Genomic DNA, 13495 nt, shown 5'->3' on the forward strand with positions numbered 1-13495 from the left:
CTCCCTTGTCAGTGGTCGGGCTGGCGTAGATGGCAGCCAGGGTTCGCTGGTATTTTCGCTGCATTATGGTATCGCTTTTTGGTATCGCTCGAAATGCAGCCCGTGAGTCATCGAGAGAAAGCCAGTATCTCGGTGTTTTCTCGTGGGAGCCACGTCCGACCCGATCGACTTTGTCGTTTTCTAGTTGCACTATTCGTAGCGCACTCCCCCTCTCTGCTACGCAATCCACTTGTAAAACCCTGGCACAACTACTAGTATTCCCCGCCACAAACCCATTTCCCCCGGCGCAGAGACAGCAATGACCGACTACCCCCAGCGCACCATGCCCCAGGTTGTCGCGGAGACCGCGGCGCGCTTGCCCGAGCACCTGGCCGTGGTGGATGGCGACCTGCGGATGACCTATGCCGAGCTGGATGCGGCTCGCGAGCGGGCGGCCCGGGCCTTCATCGCCGCGGGCCTGCAGCACGGCGAGCGCATCGCCGTCTGGGCGCCCAACCGGGTGGAGTGGATCATCGCCGCCATCGGCGCCCAGAGTGTGGGGGGCGTGCTGGTACCCCTGAACACCCGGCTCAAGGGCAGCGAGGCGGCCTTTATTCTTCGCGCCAGTGGCGCGCGCTGGTTGTTCACAGTGGGTGACTTCCTGGGCATGCGCTATCCCGCGATGCTGGCGGCTGAAGACCTGCCGGCCCTCGAGGCGAGCGTGCTGTTTGCCGGTGAGGGGCAAGACTGCCAGGCCTGGGAAGATTTCCTGGCCGCGGGCGACAGCGTGGATGCCGCGGCACTGCAGGCGCGGGTGTCTGCAGTGCAGCCCGGGGATACGCTGGATATCCTCTTCACCTCCGGCACCACCGGCAAGCCCAAGGGGGTGGTGACCAGCCATGCCCAGAATATCCACGCCTTTGATATCTGGAGTACGACCGTCGGCCTCACGGACGCCGACAACTACATGATTATCAACCCCTTCTTCCACTCCTTTGGCTACAAGGCGGGGTGGCTGGCGGCGATTATCCGCGGCTGCCGCATTCTGCCGGTCCAGCAGTTCGAGCTGGACAGCGTGATGGCCTGTATCGAGCGGGAAAGGGTCTCCATGATTCCCGGGCCGCCGACCATCTACCAATCCATGCTGGCGCACCCCAACCGGCGCGACTTCGACCTGTCCAGCCTGCGCCTGGCGGTGACTGGCGCGGCGCCAGTGCCGGTCTCCCTGGTGGAGAAGATGCGTGGCGAGCTCGGCTTCCAGACCGTGGTTACCGCTTACGGCCTGACCGAAAGTTGCGGTGTGGTTTCCATCTGCCGTCCGGACGACTCCGCCGAGCGCATTTCCCACACATCCGGCAAGGCGATGCCCGGGGTGGAGATGAAATGCGTGGATGGCGACGGCAATGCAGTGCCCGCGGGCGAAGAGGGTGAAATCTGGTTCCGCGGGTTCAATGTCATGCAAGGCTACCTGGACAACCCCGAGGAAACTGCCCGCACGATCACGGAAGATGGCTGGTTGAAGACCGGTGATGTCGGCGTGATGGACGAAGAGGGCTACGTACGTATTACCGACCGCATCAAGGACATGTTTATCGTCGGCGGCTTCAACTGCTACCCGGCGGAGATCGAGAACAGCCTCTGCAGTCTGGACGGGGTCGCCCGCGCCGCGGTCATCGGTATCCCCGACGAGCGGATGGGCGAGGTCGCCTGCGCCTGGATTGTGCGCAGCCCCGGTGCCGAGCTGGATGAGGCCGCGGTGATCGCCTGGAGCCGCGAGAACATGGCCAACTACAAAGTGCCGCGCGCCGTACGCTTTGTCGATGAATTTCCCATGAATGCAGGTGGCAAGGTGCTGAAAAACGTCCTGCGCGAGTGGGCGGCCGCGGAGCGCCAGTGAGCCCCGCCTTCGACACGCGGGACGCCCTGTCCGCGCCAGCGCGAATGGATGCGACCGACCAGCGCATTGTCGACTTGTTGCGGGAGAACGGTCGCTTGCCCTACCGGGCCATTGCCCGAGAGTTGGGCGTGACCGAGGCCACGGTGCGGTCCCGGGTGCGGCGCCTGGAGGATGACAACCTGCTGCGCGTGGTGGCAGTGACCGACCTTGAGGCCGCGGGCTATGGCATGTTGCTTGCGGTGGGTGTGCAGGTGGAGAACCGCGCGCCGGAAGCCGTCGCCCGGGATATCGCCGGCATCACCGAAGTGTTCTCGGTCAATGTGGTGGTCGGCGCCCAGGATATCGAGGTGCTGATGGTGGCCGAGGATCAGGATGCCCTGCATCACCTGCTGCACGAGCGCCTCGCACGCGTGGACGGTGTGCGGCGACTGACACCGGCTCTGGCGGTCGACGTGCTCAAGAATCAGCCGGACTGGGTGCCTTTCCGTGAGTCGGCGTAGGCTGGACGAGATCGACCGGGCCATCGTCGAACACCTGGCCCACGATGCCCGCATCAGTAACCGGCAGATCGCGGCGGAGTTGGGGGTGACCGAGGGCACCGTCCGGGCGCGGGTCAAACGGATGGAGGAGGAGCGTCAGATCCGTATTACTGCGGTCACCAATATTGACCACGTCAGGGATGCGGCGCTGGCCTACATTTGGGTAGAGGTAGAACGCAGTCACCAGATCAGCGAGGTGGCACGGCAGCTGGCGGCGATTCCCGAACTGGGCTTCGTCGGCGAGATGCTGGGCCGCTCGGACATACTGGCGATTACCATGGTGCGCAATACCGAGCACCTGACCAGTTTTGTCCACCAGAACATCAGCGGCATTCCGGGTGTGCGCCGCACTGAAAGCACCCTGGGCGTGAACTTTGTGAAACACGATTACCGCATGGCGCGGATCGTCAGCTAGAGGAAACCGAGGCATGGACAAACGCATCACTGCCCGCGAGGCGGTCGCACAGATCAAGGACGGCATGACCGTCGGCATCGGTGGCTGGGGCCCCCGTCGCAAGCCGATGGCCCTGGTACGGGAGATTCTGCGCTCCGACGTGAAGGACCTCACGGTAGTGGCCTACGGCGGTGCCGATGTCGGCATGCTGTGCGCTTCCGGCAAGGTGAAAAAACTGATCTTTGCCTTCGTGTCCCTGGATTTCATTCCCCTGGAGCCCTTCTTCCGCCAGGCGCGGCAGAACGGCAACATGGAGGTAATGGAGATCGACGAGGGCATGATGCTGCTGGGCCTGCGCGCCGCGGCCTGGCGCCTGCCCTTCATCCCCACCGAAGTGGGTCTGGGCACCGATATCATCAGCAAGAACCCGGATATCAAGGTGATCGACAGCCCCTACGACGACAAGGAGTGGGTGGCCATGCCGGCACTCAAGCTGGACGTCTCCCTGATCCACGTGGATCGCGCCGACGCCCGCGGCGTCTGCCAGATCGGTGGGCCCGACCACTACCTGGACGACTGGTTTGCCCGCGCCGCGGACAACACCATCGTCTCCTGCGATGAGCTGGTCGAGACCAGCTTCTTCCACGACCCGGCCCGCGCCCGCGAGGTGTTCTGGGAGCGCGCAGCCACCAGTGCCGTTGTGCACATCCCCGGTGGTGCCCACCCGACCTCCTGCAGCCCGCTGTACGGCTTCGACGTGCCGCACTTCAAGGCCTACGCCGGCTTCGCCAAGGACGGCGGCCTGCAGGCCTACCTGGACCAGTACCTCGGCGACTCCGAGGAGGCCTACCAGCAGAATGTCGGCGGCCTGGACGCCATCAAGGCCATTGAGCTGCCCACCTACTGAGCGAATCGGGGAGAACGGAATACCATGTCTACAGCAGCAAAAGATTTCACTCTGGCAGAGTTGTGCATTGTCGCCGCCGCCGAGGCCTTTCGTGACGATGGCGAAGTGCTCGCCACCGGTATCGGCGTGATTCCGCGCCTGGCCGCCAGCCTCGCGATGAAGACCTTCAACCCGGATCTGATGATGACCGACTCCGAGGCCTTCCTGCTCAGCGAGCCCAATCCCCTGGGCAAGCGCGGCGATGACTTCGTGCAGGCCAACGAGACCTGGATGGGTTTCTCGCGCATCTTCGACAACGTGTGGAGCGGCAAGCGTCACGCCATGCTCGGCCCGACCCAGATCGACAAGTACGGCCAGACTAACACCTCGGCCCTGGGTGGCACCTACGAGAAGCCCAAGGTGATGATGCTGGGTGCCCGCGGTTTCCCGGGTAACTCCATCTCTCACCCCAACAGCTTCTTCGTGCCGGGTCACAACAACCGGGTATTTATCGAGGGGGAGTGCGACTTCGTGTCCTCCATCGGTTTCAACCCCGAACGCCTGCCCAAGGGGCACTCCCTGGATGACGTCAAAATCCCGCGGGTCATTACCAACCTGTGTGTGATGGACTTCGGCGGCCCGGATCACCAGATCCGCCTGTTGTCCCTGCACCCGGGCGTGACCCTGGAAGAAGTCCAGGAGAACACCGGCTACCCGATCCACGTGGAGGGCGATATCCCGGAAACCCCGGCGCCCACCGAGGAGCAGCTGGCCATCATCCGCGCGATGGATCCCCACAACCAGCGCGCCTACCAGATCAAGGACAACCCGCCGGGAACCCGCGCCTGAGGTTTTACCATGCTGGAAACACGACTCACTGAACTGCTCGGCTGCCGCTACCCCATCGTGCAAACCGCGATGGGCTGGGTGGCCGACCCGACCCTGGTGGCGGGGAGCTGCAACGCGGGGGGCTTTGGCTTCCTCGCCGGGGCAACCATTCCGCCGGACGAAATGGAGCGGGACATCCTGCGCGTCAAGGAAAAGACCGACCGACCCTTCGGCGTCAATTTCCACATGTACCAGCCCAACGCGAAGGACATCGTGGACATGGTGATCCGTCACGGTGTGCGGGCAGTGAGCTATTCGCGTTCCCCGGGCCCGGACATGATCCGCAAGCTCAAGGACGCGGGGGTGATCTGCATGCCCACGGTGGGGCTTCCGAAGCACGCGATCAAGGCGGTGGAGCTGGGTGCCGATGCAGTGACCGTGCAGGGCGGCGAGGGCGGCGGGCATACCGGCTCCGTACCCACCACGTTGCTGATTCCGCAGGTGATCGACGCCGTGGGCGACAAGGTACCGGTGGTCGCAGCCGGGGGCTTCAAGGACGGACGCGGCCTGGTGGCGGCACTGGCCTGGGGCGCCGACGGCATCGCCATGGGCACCCGCTTCCTGCTGACCAAAGAGTCGCCGGTTCCGGAGGCCACCAAGCAGCGTTATCTCGACTGCAAGAACCCCTCGCAGATTATCGTGTCCCGGGCCATGGACGGTCTGCCCCAGCGCATGATCATGAATGAGCTGCTGGCGGAACTGGAAAAGGCCTCCGCCTTGCGCAAGCTGATCATTGCCATGCGCAATGGCCTGGCCTTCCGCAAGTACACCGGTGCCAGCGTGGTCAGCCTGCTCAAGTCGGCGATCGCCATGAGCCGCAGCGGCGACACCACCGCCGCCCAGGCCATCATGTCGGCCAACGCGCCGATGATTATCCAGAAGGCCATGGTGGACGGTGAGCCCGCCCGCGGCGTATTGCCCAGTGGCCAGGTGGCGGGCGTTATCGACAGCCTGCTCAGTTGTGAAGAGCTGATCGGCGCCATTGTCAGTGAAGCGGAGCAGCGCCTGCAGGCGCTGGCAGCCCGCGTCAATCCCCCGGCATAAACGCAATTTTCAACAGGTACTGATTCCATGAGCCAACCTTTCCGCACCACGATCAGCGACGGCATTGCCGAGATGATTCTCGACAAGCCGCCGGTGAACGCCTTTGACAGCGCCGGCTGGTTTGCCATCGCCCGCGAAATCGACGCACTGGGCGAGAACGACGACGTGCGCGTGATCCTGATTGCCTCCGAGGGCAAGGGTTTCTGCGCCGGTGTCGACATCAAGGAGCTGGCCGCCCACCCGACCCGCATCGTGGACGTCAACAAGGGCAATTACGAAACCTTCCGCGCCATCCACCGCAACCCCAAGCCGGTGATCCTGGCCCTGCACGGCTTTGTGCTGGGTGGTGGCATCGGCATGGCCGGCGCCGCGGACATCCTGGTGGCCTCGGACTGCGCGCGTTTCGGCGTGCCGGAGATCGACCGCGGCGCCATGGGTGGCGGTGCCCACCTGCAACGCATGTTCCCGGTACAGAAAGTGCGTTACATGTACTTCACCGGCGAGTTTATCGACGCCGCCGAAGCCTACCGCCTGGGCGCAGTGGAAAAAGTGGTCAGCAAAGAGGAACTGTTGCCCACCGCCCGTGAGATTGCCGCCAAGATCGCCGTCAAGTCACCGGCCATGGTGCGCCTGGCCAAGGAAGCCCTGACCGGGATCGAGGACGGCAACCTGGAAGACAAGTACCGCTGGGAGCAGGGCTTCACCCTGGAGGCCTACACCCTGGGCGATTCCCAGGAATCCCGCGATGCTTTCGTGCAGAAGCGCGACGCCAAATTCTGAGAGCAGGACTGACGCATGCAACTGGCATTTACTGAACAGCAGCAGGCCTTCCGCAAGGAGATCCGCGAGTGGCTGGCGGCCAATGTGCCCGCCGAGCCCCTCAAGACCTTCGACACCGAGGAGGGCTTCCAACAGCACCGCGAGTGGGAAGCGACCCTTAACGAGGGGCGCTGGGGCATGGTGACCTGGCCGGAAGAACTCGGTGGCCGGGGCTGTGACCTGATCGAGTGGCTGATTTTTGAGGAAGAGTACTACCGCGCCGGCGCGCCCCTGCGGGTCAACCAGAACGGCATCTTCCTGCTCGGCCCCACCCTGATGGAATACGGCACCGACGAGCAGAAAGCGCGTTTCCTGCCGGCCATGGCCGAGGGCCGCGACATCTGGGCCCAGGGCTGGTCCGAGCCGAATGCCGGCTCCGATATGGCGGCGATTCGCTCCACCGCGCGCCTGGAGGGTGACAAGTACATCATCAACGGCCAGAAGACCTGGTCCACCCGGGCGGTCTGGGCGGACTGGCTGTTCGGCATGTTCCGCACTGACCCGGATTCCCAGCGCCACCGCGGCCTGACCTTCATCCTGGTGCCCCTGAACAGCCCCGGCATCACCATCCGTCCGATTCCGCAGCTGGATGGCCTGCCCGGCTTTGCCGAAATCTTCTTCGACAATGTGGAAGTGGATGTCAGCAATCGCCTGGGGGACGAGGGTGCCGGCTGGGCGGTCGCCATGGCAACGGCAGGTTTCGAGCGCGGCCTGATGCTGCGCTCCCCGGCCCGTTTCCAGGAAACCGCCCGCCGCCTGGTCGAGCTGTACCGCGAAAACGAAGCCACCGCCAGCGCCGACCCGGCGATTCGCGAGGCGGTCATTCGCGCCTGGATGGATGCGGAGGCCTATTGCCTGAGCACTTACCAGACCGCCTGCCGTCTGAGCCAGGGGGGCAAGATCGGTGCCGAGTCCTCCACCAACAAGATCTTCTGGTCGGAGCTGGACCAGGCCATGCACGCCACCGCCATGAGCATTCTCGGCGCCCGCGCCGAATTGCTGCCCCACGCCCCTGCGGCGGAGGGTGTGGGCCGCTGGCTGGACGGCTGGCTGTTCTCCCAGTCGGGACCGATCTACGCCGGAACCAACGAGATCCAGCGCAACATCATCGCAGAACGTATGCTGGGCATGCCGAGGTAAACCATGGATTTCACATTTAGCGAAGACCAGCTGCTGTTCCAGGAAACCGTGCGCAGTTTCCTGGTCAATGAAATTACCCCCGAGCGCCTGCGCGCCGGCTGGGACACCGATACCGGACGCGACGCCGCCCTGTGGCAGCAGCTCGCGGAAATGGGGCTGACTGGCCTGACTGTCCCGGAAGAGCACGACGGCCTGGGCATGAGCGCCCTGGATTTTGTGCTGCTGGCCCAGGAATGCGGTTACGTGGCCCTGCCCGAGCCCCTGGTCAACAGTGTGCTGGTGGCCGTGCCGGCCCTGGTGGACCTGGGCGGTGAACTGGCCGCCGAGTGGCTGCCGAAAGTGGCGGCGGGCGAGGCGCGCGTCGTCGCTGGCCTGGAGCAGAATCTGGTGATGGAAGATGCCCACGTGGCCGACCTGCTGCTGCTCGAGCGCAGCGGGCAGTGGTTCGCCCTGACGCCCGATCAGTTCAGCGCCGAGCGCAACGAGTCGATTGATCCCGGTCGTCGCCTGTTCAGTGTGACGGTCACCGGGAATGCGGAGCCGGTATTGAGCGGCGAGGCGGGTGATCGCCTGCGACTGGCCAGCCTGAACCGCGGCGCACTCGGTTGTGCAGCCCAGGCCCTGGGCCTGGCCCAGCGCATGATCGACCTCTCGGTGCAGTACACCAGCGAGCGTCAGCAGTTCGGCAAGCCGATCGGCTCCTTCCAGGCGGTCAAGCACCACATGGCCAACGTGGCCGTGCGCCTGGAGTATGCACGTGCCCCGGTGGCCCGCGCGGCCTACGCCATGGACGAGGACGCGGCCGGGGCGAGCCTGGCGGTGGCCCAGGCCAAACTGGCGGCCTGCGAGGCGGCCAACCTGGCGGCCAAGAACAGTATCCAGGTGCACGGTGCCATGGGCTACACCTGGGAAGTCGACCTGCACATCTTCATGAAAAAGGCCTGGGCCCTGGCCAATACCTGGGGCGATGCCGGCTATCACAAGCAGCAGGTGGCCAGTGTGATTTTCGCCGAGGGTGCGGCCCTGGGTGCCGGCAGCACCTTCCGCTAGGCCCGGTGCAAGACAGCACCAACGGATTCCTGTAACCAACAGAGAGGGACATAACATGGCAGACGCCTACATAGTTGACGCGGTACGCAGCCCCACCGGGCGCCGCAAGGGTGGCCTGGCCGACGTCCACGGTGCCGACCTCGGTGCCCACGTGCTGAAGACCCTGGTCGAGCGCAACGGTATTCCCGACAGTGACTACGACGACGTGATTTTTGGCTGCGTCGACACCATCGGCCCCCTGGCCGGCGATATCGCCCGCACCTGCTGGCTCGCGGCTGGCCTCTCCGAGGAAGTGCCCGGCACTACCGTCGATCGCCAGTGTGGCTCGTCCCAGCAGGCTGTGCACTTCGCCGCCCAGGCGATCATGGCGGGTGTCAACGACGTGGTCATCGCCGGCGGCGTGCAGACCATGACCCAGATCCCGATTTCCTCGGCAATGATTGCCGCACAGCCGATGGGCTTCGCCGACCCCTTCAGCGGCAGTACCGGCTGGGTCGAGCGCTATGGGAGCACCCCGCCGTCGCAGTTCAATTCCGCGCAGATGATCGCCGACAAGTGGGGCTTCTCCCGGGAGCAGATGGAAGCCTTTGCCCTGGAGTCGCATACCCGTGCGCTGAAGGCCATTCAGGCGGGGCGTTTCGATAAGGAAATCGCGCCCCTGAACGGCGTGACCATGGACGAGACTCCGCGCCAGACCTCAATGGAGAAAATGGCCGAGCTGCAGCCCCTGATGGAAGGCGGCACGATCACCGCGGCGGTTTCCAGCCAGACCTGCGACGCCTCCTCAGCGATGCTGATCGTTTCCGAGGCGGCACTGAAGCGCTACAACCTGACGCCTCGCGCCCGTATCGCCCACATGAGCGTGCGCGCCGCCGACCCGATCTGGATGCTGACGGCGCCGATCCCGGCGACCGAGTACGCGCTCAAGCGCGCCGGCATGTCCCTGGCGGACATCGACCTGGTGGAAATCAACGAGGCCTTCGCCTCGGTGGCCATGGCCTGGCTGAAGGACACCGGCTACGACCACGGCAAGACCAACGTGAATGGCGGCGCCATTGCCCTGGGTCACCCCCTGGGGGCCACTGGCACCAAGTTGATGACCACGCTGCTTCACGAGCTGGAGCGGACCGGCGGACGCTATGGGCTGCAGACCATGTGCGAGGGCGGTGGCCAGGCCAACGTCACCATCCTCGAGCGGCTCTAGGTCCATTCTTGGCACTTCGTGGCCCGGCACGTTGCCCAGGAACGGGGCTGTCGGGACACGCCGTAAACCCATCCATGGGGGCTTGTGTTCGACATCCATGTCTCACACAGTCCCGACAGCCCCGTTCCTGGGCAACGCGCCTCCTTCTGTGCGATCCAGATGATGGCACCGAGGGTAGCTGCGTTGGGAGGTGGAGCCCTTCCGGGACCGTGGGCGGCATGGACGCCGCCCTCGAGCCTACAGGGATGTATTCACGGCGTGTCCCGGAAGGGCTCCACCTCCCGGCGCAGCGGAATCCAGAGCTGCATATGCGGACAGATTAAGCGTGGCAACAGTAACTGACAGGAAAACGGACAGGACGAACATCATGAGCAAGATCTGTGAAGGACGCGTAGTCATCATCACTGGCGCCGGCGGTGGCCTGGGCGCTGCCCATGCCCGGGTACTGGCCAGTGAAGGTGCCAAAGTCGTGGTCAACGACATCAACCAGGCTGCTGCCCAGGCCGTGGTCGACGACATCGTTGCCGCCGGTGGTGAAGCCATCGTCAACACCTCCGACATCACCAACTACGACGACAGCCTGAATGCGGTGAAGCAGGCCATCGAGGCCTTCGGTGACCTGCACGCCGTGGTCAACAACGCCGGCATCAACCGCGACCGCATGTTCGCGTCGATGACCGAACAGGAGTGGGACGCGATCATGGCGGTGCACCTGAAGGGGCACTTCTGCATCAGCTCCCATGCGGTCCACTACTGGCGCGGCCAGTCCAAGGAAGGCAAGGCGGTGGATGCGCGCATCATCAACACCACCTCCGGCGCCGGCCTGCAGGGCTCCATCGGCCAATCCAACTATGCCGCAGCCAAGGCGGGTATCGCCGCACTGACCCTGAACCAGGCGGCGGAGCTGGCCCGCTATGGCATCACCGCCAATGCGGTGGCACCCGCGGCGCGTACCGGCATGACCACCGCGGTGGAGTCCATGGCCGAGCGCATGAAGAAGCCCGAGGACGGCAGCTTCGACTACTGGGCACCGGAGAATGTCTCCTCCCTGGTGGCCTGGCTGGCCTCTCCCTTGTCCAACAAGGTCACCGGCCGGGTGTTCGAGGCTGAGGGCGGCAAGATTTCCATTGCCGATGGCTGGCGTTCCACCGAGCCGGTGGACAAGGGTGACCGCTGGGAGCCGGCAGAAGTGACCGAGGCGGTCGAACAGCTGCTGGCTCGCGAAGTCCCCGCACAAAAAGTCTACGGAACCTGAGGCAACTCGCATGGAATTCCGCTTTACCGATGAGCAAGTGATGATCCGCGACACCGCGGAGGCCTTCCTCAAGGAAGTGTCCACCTCCGAGGCGGTGCGCGAGGCCATGGTCACCGAGCGCGGTTATGACCAGGCACTCTGGCAGCAGATCAGCCAGGAGATGATGTGGCCGGCCCTGCACATCCCCGAGGAGTTCGGCGGTCTGGGGCTGGGCTTTGTGGAGCTGGCTGCGACCCTGGAGCAGATGGGGCGGACCTTGCTCTGCGCCCCCTTCCTTTCCACAGTGGGTTTTGGCGTCAATGCCCTGCTGGTGGCCGGCAGCGAGACTCAGAAGCAGACCTACCTGGGCCAGATCGCCGAGGGCAAGACCGCGACCCTGGCCTTTATGGCGCCGGGCAGTCGGCCCGATGCGCGTGCGGTACAGGTTACCTGCGCTGCGGACGGCGACGGTTTCGTGCTGAACGGCGAGTATCGCTATGTGCTGGATGGCCACACCGCTGACATCCTGGTGCTCGCGGCGCGCGAGGCCGGCAGCGAAGGGGAGCAGGGCGTCAGTCTGTTTGTGCTGCCCGCGGACACTGCGGGTGTCAGCCGCGAGTGGCTGCCGACCGTGGATCAGACCCGCAAGCAGGCGAGCATCACTCTGCAGGACGTGAAGCTGCCCGCAGATGCCCTGATGGGCGAGGCGGGGCAGGCCTGGCCGGCCCTGGCGAAGATCCTCGACCTGGCGACCGTGGCCGTAGCCGCGGAACAGGTCGGCGTGGCCCAGGAGTCCCTGGATAGCTCCGTGGCCTACACCATGGAACGGGTGCAGTTCGGGCGCACGATTGCCTCTTACCAGGCGATCAAGCACAAAGCCGCCGACATGATGCTCAAGGTAGAAGCTGGCCGTTCGGCAGCCTACTACGCCGCCTGCGTGGCCGACGAAGCCCTGGCCAACAATCCCCTGGGCGAGGGCCTCGCGGAAGCCGCCAGCATCGCCAAGGCCTACTGTTCCGAGGCGGCTTTCTTCAACGCCGGTTGCGGCATCCAGCTGCACGGCGGGGTGGGCATCACCTCGGAGTACGACATACAGCTCTACTTCAAGCGCGCCAAGTCCAGCGAGACCCTGCTCGGGGATGCCGCCTGGCACCGCGAGCGCCTGGCGCGCCAGCTACTGGATGGAGACGCCGCATGAAACTGAGTTTCAGTCCCGAAGACGAACAGTTCCGCGAGGAAGTCGCCAGTTGGCTGGCAGAGAACCTGTGCGGCGAGTTTGAACCGATTCGCTTCCGCGGTGGCCCCGGCGACGAGCATTCCTTTGTCGAGGAGCGCAAAGCCTGGGAGCAGAAGCTGGCCGAGGGCGGCTGGACCTGCATCGGCTGGCCCAAGCAGTACGGTGGTCGCGGCGCGAGCATCGAGCAACAGGTGATCTTCAACGAAGAGTACGCCCGTGCCGGCGGCCCCGGTCGCATTGGGCATATCGGCGAGACGCTCACCGGTCCCACGCTGATTGCCTTTGGCAGCGAGGCGCAGAAGGAGCGCTACCTGCCGGGCATCCGCGCCGGCAAGGAGTTCTGGTGCCAGGGCTATTCCGAGCCCTCCGCCGGTTCCGACCTGGCCAATGTGAAAAGCAAGGCGCGCTTTGACGAGGCTAGCGGCAAGTGGATTCTCAACGGCCAGAAAGTCTGGACCTCCCTGGCCCACGAATCGCAGTACTGCTTCGTCATTGCCCGTACTGATCCGGAGTCGAAAGCCCACAAGGGGCTGGGTTTCTTCCTGGTGGCGATGGACCAGCCCGGTGTCACTATCCGTCCGATCGAGCAGCTCACCGGCACCAGCGAATTCAACGAAGTCTTCTTTGATGACGCCGAGTGTGCGGCTGACGACATCGTCGGCGAGCCCGGTGAAGGCTGGAAGGTGGCCATGGGGCTGCTGGGCTTTGAGCGCGGCGTTTCCACCCTGGGCCAGCAGATGCTGTTCCAGAACGAGCTGGACGAAATCGTGCGGGTGGCGAAAGCCAATGGCGCGGCCCGGGACCCGGCCCTGCGCCAGCGCATCGCCGAGGCCCATATCGGCCTGCGCATCATGCGCTTCAACAGCATGCGCATGCTCTCCGGCGGCGAGGATGGCAGCCTGCAGAAGGAAGCCATGATCTACAAGCTGTACTGGTCGAGCTGGCACCGCAACCTGGGCAAGCTGGCGATGGACGTGCTGGGCGCGGAGAGCGAGATCGTTCCCGAGGCACCCTACGAGCTGGGGCGCCTGCAATCCATGTACCTGTTTACCCGCGCCGATACCATCTACGGCGGGACCAACCAGATCCAGCGCAACATCATTGCCGAACGGGCGTTGGGCATGCCCCGCGAACCCCGCGGCTAGCGGCCAGGCGCTCCCCACGGAGCGCCGTCGATTGAAGGA

General features: G+C 64.7%; 13 protein-coding genes. All 13 read left to right on the forward strand.

Annotation, left to right across the window (positions count from 1 at the left end):
• Nucleotides 1-298: 298 nt before the first annotated feature.
• The 13 genes from ACYVGS_RS14920 (at nucleotide 299) to ACYVGS_RS14980 (ending at nucleotide 13456) form a co-directional block, all read left to right on the forward strand.
• Nucleotides 299-1876, forward strand: coding sequence for an acyl-CoA synthetase family protein (locus ACYVGS_RS14920; RefSeq protein WP_460589474.1), 1578 nt, complete (start codon nucleotides 299-301; stop codon nucleotides 1874-1876).
• A complete protein-coding gene (locus ACYVGS_RS14925; RefSeq protein WP_460589475.1) occupies nucleotides 1873-2376 on the forward strand; it encodes an Lrp/AsnC family transcriptional regulator in 504 nt (167 codons plus the stop codon). The genes ACYVGS_RS14920 and ACYVGS_RS14925 overlap by 4 nt, the downstream gene beginning before the upstream one ends.
• Nucleotides 2363-2830 (forward strand): Lrp/AsnC family transcriptional regulator, encoded by a 468-nt coding sequence (locus ACYVGS_RS14930; protein WP_460589476.1) that lies wholly within the window; start codon nucleotides 2363-2365, stop codon nucleotides 2828-2830. Before ACYVGS_RS14925 ends, ACYVGS_RS14930 begins: the two co-directional genes overlap by 14 nt.
• Nucleotides 2831-2843: 13 nt before the next feature.
• Nucleotides 2844-3716, forward strand: coding sequence for a CoA transferase subunit A (locus ACYVGS_RS14935; protein ID WP_460589477.1), 873 nt, complete (start codon nucleotides 2844-2846; stop codon nucleotides 3714-3716).
• Between the two features lie 24 nt (nucleotides 3717-3740).
• Nucleotides 3741-4544, forward strand: a complete 804-nt coding sequence (locus ACYVGS_RS14940; RefSeq protein ID WP_460589478.1) for a CoA-transferase subunit beta — start codon at nucleotides 3741-3743, stop codon at nucleotides 4542-4544.
• Between the two features lie 9 nt (nucleotides 4545-4553).
• Nucleotides 4554-5627 carry an NAD(P)H-dependent flavin oxidoreductase gene (locus ACYVGS_RS14945; RefSeq protein WP_460589479.1) on the forward strand — a complete coding sequence of 358 codons (1074 nt, stop codon included), beginning with the start codon at nucleotides 4554-4556 and terminating at the stop codon, nucleotides 5625-5627.
• A 27-nt stretch (nucleotides 5628-5654) separates the two neighbouring features.
• Nucleotides 5655-6407 carry an enoyl-CoA hydratase/isomerase family protein gene (locus ACYVGS_RS14950; protein ID WP_460589480.1) on the forward strand — a complete coding sequence of 251 codons (753 nt, stop codon included), beginning with the start codon at nucleotides 5655-5657 and terminating at the stop codon, nucleotides 6405-6407.
• Between the two features lie 15 nt (nucleotides 6408-6422).
• Nucleotides 6423-7586, forward strand: a complete 1164-nt coding sequence (locus ACYVGS_RS14955; RefSeq protein WP_460589481.1) for an acyl-CoA dehydrogenase family protein — start codon at nucleotides 6423-6425, stop codon at nucleotides 7584-7586.
• A 3-nt stretch (nucleotides 7587-7589) separates the two neighbouring features.
• A complete protein-coding gene (locus tag ACYVGS_RS14960; RefSeq protein ID WP_460589482.1) occupies nucleotides 7590-8636 on the forward strand; it encodes an acyl-CoA dehydrogenase family protein in 1047 nt (348 codons plus the stop codon).
• Between the two features lie 55 nt (nucleotides 8637-8691).
• A complete protein-coding gene (locus ACYVGS_RS14965; RefSeq protein WP_460589483.1) occupies nucleotides 8692-9840 on the forward strand; it encodes an acetyl-CoA C-acetyltransferase in 1149 nt (382 codons plus the stop codon).
• A 367-nt stretch (nucleotides 9841-10207) separates the two neighbouring features.
• The gene (locus ACYVGS_RS14970) at nucleotides 10208-11095 is read left to right on the forward strand and encodes an SDR family oxidoreductase (protein ID WP_460589484.1); all 888 of its coding nucleotides are present in this window, start codon (nucleotides 10208-10210) and stop codon (nucleotides 11093-11095) included.
• A gap of 10 nt (nucleotides 11096-11105) precedes the next feature.
• Nucleotides 11106-12272, forward strand: a complete 1167-nt coding sequence (locus tag ACYVGS_RS14975) for an acyl-CoA dehydrogenase family protein (protein WP_460589485.1) — start codon at nucleotides 11106-11108, stop codon at nucleotides 12270-12272.
• Nucleotides 12269-13456: an acyl-CoA dehydrogenase family protein gene (locus tag ACYVGS_RS14980; protein ID WP_460589486.1), complete on the forward strand. Its 1188-nt coding sequence runs from the start codon at nucleotides 12269-12271 to the stop codon at nucleotides 13454-13456. Before ACYVGS_RS14975 ends, ACYVGS_RS14980 begins: the two co-directional genes overlap by 4 nt.
• The last annotated feature ends 39 nt before the right edge of the window (nucleotides 13457-13495 follow it).

The sequence above is a fragment of the Haliea atlantica genome, from assembly GCF_054779855.1.